The 3545-nt window shown below is 37.3% G+C and carries 3 protein-coding genes; 2 read left to right on the top strand and 1 reads right to left on the bottom strand.

Annotated features, from left to right (window positions below; translation table 11 throughout):
* Window positions 1–797 (bottom strand): hypothetical protein (locus VIL26_08585; GenBank protein HEY8390982.1); only part of this gene is annotated, 797 nt, incomplete at its 3' end.
* Window positions 798–934: 137 nt separating this feature from the next.
* On the opposite strand from VIL26_08585, the gene VIL26_08580 reads away from it, so the two are divergent.
* Together VIL26_08580 and VIL26_08575 are read left to right on the top strand one after the other, a co-directional pair.
* On the top strand, window positions 935–2452 hold the full coding sequence (locus VIL26_08580; protein ID HEY8390981.1) for a phosphomannomutase/phosphoglucomutase: 1518 nt from the start codon (window positions 935–937) through the stop codon (window positions 2450–2452).
* 26 nt (window positions 2453–2478) lie between these two features.
* A partial coding sequence (locus VIL26_08575; GenBank protein HEY8390980.1) for a transketolase occupies window positions 2479–3545 on the top strand: 1067 nt, incomplete at its 3' end.

Below are 3545 nucleotides of genomic sequence, written 5' to 3'. Positions count from 1 at the left end.
TCTTCAATAGGTATTTCCATAAAAGTATTGTCATAAAAAGCCTGTACTCCATGAAGCGTTCTTAAGCCGATTATTCTTTCTATATCAATATCAGCAAAAATATATGGTTTGTCGGTCATTTGTGCGAGCGTTTGCCCGCATTCTGCGATTACAGCATTTTTATCAGGAAAGGGAGATTTGAAAAGAGTTCCGCAAACAGATACTATCGCTCTATATGGAGTTTTGGACATTATTCTGATATAGTCTGTATCATTGGCTGTATCTAAGTCTGCTGAATAAGGGTTTAAAACAATATTAGCGCAATTATTATATGGAAACAAAGTGCTTCCTATAATTATAGAAATATTTATTGGAAGCGCGCTGATACTGCGTATTACGGCATTGTCGCCAAATGGTATCATATAATCGCCCAAAGTGATTTCGCCGAAGTGCATTTTTTGATTATGCTCATTTTTGTAGATTATACTCCAGATTTTGCCCATACCTACCATAGCTACACAATTAAGTATCTTGTCTTCCACTCTCAAAGGCAATCCTATTGCGGACAAGACTTTTCGGTTTTTGGTAAAGTTCGCTATTTCGAGCAGCGCTTTTTCACATTCGGATACCACAGTGTTCAAAGCCGTGTTTGATGAGTACGCCGAGCCATATAGGCACATTTCCGGGAATACGGCAATTTCCACGCCTTCGGCATTGAGTTCAACTATCATTTTTTTTATTGATTGTGCATTATAAAAAATACCGCCAGGAAACATTTCAGGAACGGCAGCACCCACTCTTAAGTAACCGTTATTCATATTAATAGTTTTAAAATTATGAGATTAATTTATACCAAATTTTGGAATGCTTAAATTGTATGATGTATAATTATCTTGAAATTTTTTAAACGATACTATATAATAAGGCACGTAAGATTACATAATGGAGAGATGTTTTGAACAATCTAAAAGCCCTTCTAAGTGGAAGTGATATAAGAGGCAATGCAGTAGAATATGACGGAAATCCGATTGATTTGACCGATGAAGTAGTATATTCGATCTCAAAAGCATTTGCCTATTGGTTGTCTGCTAAGACAAAAGATAAATTAACAGTAGCGGTAGGACATGATTCACGCATTTCAGCAGAACGCATAAAAACGCAGGTAATAAAAGCTTTGAAAGAAAGCGGTTGCACTGTTTTGGACTGCGGTCTTTGTTCAACACCGTCAATGTTTATGATGACTCAATATGAAAGCATAAAAGTACATGGTTCTGTAATGATTACTGCAAGTCATCATCCTTATAACAAAAACGGTTTGAAGTTTTTTGATATTAACGGCGGTTTGGAATCCGAGGATATAAAAAGCATATTATCTTTAGCCGAAGCTGGCAGTGAACTAAAAGGCAGAGGCGGTAAGGTTGTTAAAGACGATTATCTAAAACTTTATTGTGATACATTAATTGACAAATTCAGAAAAGCTACCGGCGAACAATATCCACTCAAAAATTTTAAGATTGTAGTTGATGCAGGAAACGGTGCAGGCGGCTTTTTTGTGGACAGGGTGTTGAAGCCTTTGGGCGCAAACACTGCTGGAAGCCAATTTTTAGAGCCTGATGGAATGTTCCCTAATCATATTCCCAACCCAGAAAATTCTGACGCTATGAAATCTATAAGTGAATGCGTAAAGAGAAATAATGCAGATTTGGGAATAATCTTTGACACTGATGTTGATAGAGCTGCTTGTGTTGCGTCAGACGGTGAGGAAATAAACAGAAATCGTCTTATAGCATTGATTTCTGCAATACTTCTAGAAGAACATCCTGGCGCTACTATTGTTACAGACAGTGTAACAAGCGATGCTTTGACAGAGTTTATTGAAAATCACAAAGGCAATCATCATAGATTTAAACGTGGCTACAAAAATGTAATCAACGAAGCTAAAGAGCTCAATAAAGTGGGTGTTTATGCGCCTCTTGCTATTGAAACAAGCGGTCATGCAGCATTTTTGGAAAATTATTTTTTGGATGACGGAGCTTATCTTGTTTTAAGAATACTTATTAAGATGTGTCAGCTAAAAAAGCAAAACAAGACAATACTATCATTAATAGAAGAGCTAAAAGATCCCGTAGAATCCAAAGAAATAAGAATTGGTTTCTCGCCTAAATGCAAGGATTGGAAAACCGCAGCCAAGACTATTTTACAAAAATTTGAACAAAAAGTTGACAAAAAAATCGGATTTAAATTAGCTCAAAGCTATGAAGGCGTAAGAGTTAACTTTTCGGGCGGTTGGTTGCTTTTAAGAATGAGCGTGCATGATCCCATTTTGCCGATAAATATAGAAAGCGACAAAACAGGCGGAGTTTATTTTGCCAGCAAAAAACTGTACGGAATTTTAAAGAAATTTAAGGATTTGGATTTGACTAATCTAAAGAAATTTTTAGCAGATCAAAAAGCTCAAAAGAAGAAAAAATAAAAAATTTATATATTTTAGGAGTAGCAATGGATAATATAAGACAACAGGCTGTTAATGCCATAAGAGTGCTTTCAGCTGAAGCCGTACAAAAAGCAAACAGTGGTCATCCTGGATTACCTTTGGGTGCAGCTCCCATGGCTTATGAATTGTGGGCTGATCATATGGTACACAATCCTAAGAATCCAAAGTTCTTTAACCGCGACAGATTTGTGCTTTCGGCCGGTCACGGTTCTATGCTTTTGTATTCTTTATTGCATTTGTTTGGTTATGGATTGAGCATTGATGATATCAAAAACTTTCGTCAGCTTGATTCAAAAACCCCGGGACATCCAGAATACGGTCATACCGTAGGAGTAGAGACAACTACTGGTCCTTTGGGACAGGGTATCGCCAATGCAGTAGGTATGGCAATAGCCGAATCAATTTTGGCGGCTCGTTTTAACCGCGAAGGACTAAAGCTTGTTGATCATTATACTTATGTTATTGCAGGCGACGGCTGCATGATGGAAGGTATAGAATCAGAAGCTGCATCCTTGGCTGGAACGCTAAAACTTGGTAAATTAATTGTTTTATATGACAGCAATAATATTTCTATCGAAGGAAATACCGATATAGCATTTAGAGAAGACGTTGCAGCTCGTCACAAGGCACAAGGCTGGGACATCCATTATGTGGAAGACGGAAACAATCTGAAAGAAATTTCCCAAGCTATTGCTGCTGCAAAATCGGTTGCAGATAAACCATCATTGATTGTTGTAAAAACTCAAATTGGTTATGGCAGTCCTTTGGCAGGAAGCAGCGATTGTCATGGTTCGCCTTTGGGTGAAGAAAACTTAAAGAAGACCAAAGAGTTTTTAAATTGGAATTATGCTCCTTTTGAAGTGCCTCAGGATGTTTATGACCATTACAAAGAATTGGCAAAGCGCGGAGAAGAAGCAGAGAAAAATTGGAACGCTTTAAAGCAAGAATATAAGGCAAAATATCCTCAGGATTATGAAGAATTTGAAAAAGCACTTAACAACCAAATTCCTGATCTTGAGAATATAGATTCATTGTGGGAATATGCTGATAAGCCGGATGCAACAAGAAATTC

The organism is Clostridia bacterium (assembly GCA_036562685.1).
In the GTDB taxonomy this organism is placed as follows: Bacteria; Bacillota; Clostridia; order Christensenellales; family DUVY01; genus DUVY01.
This window is presented reverse-complemented; position numbering and strand designations above follow the sequence as displayed.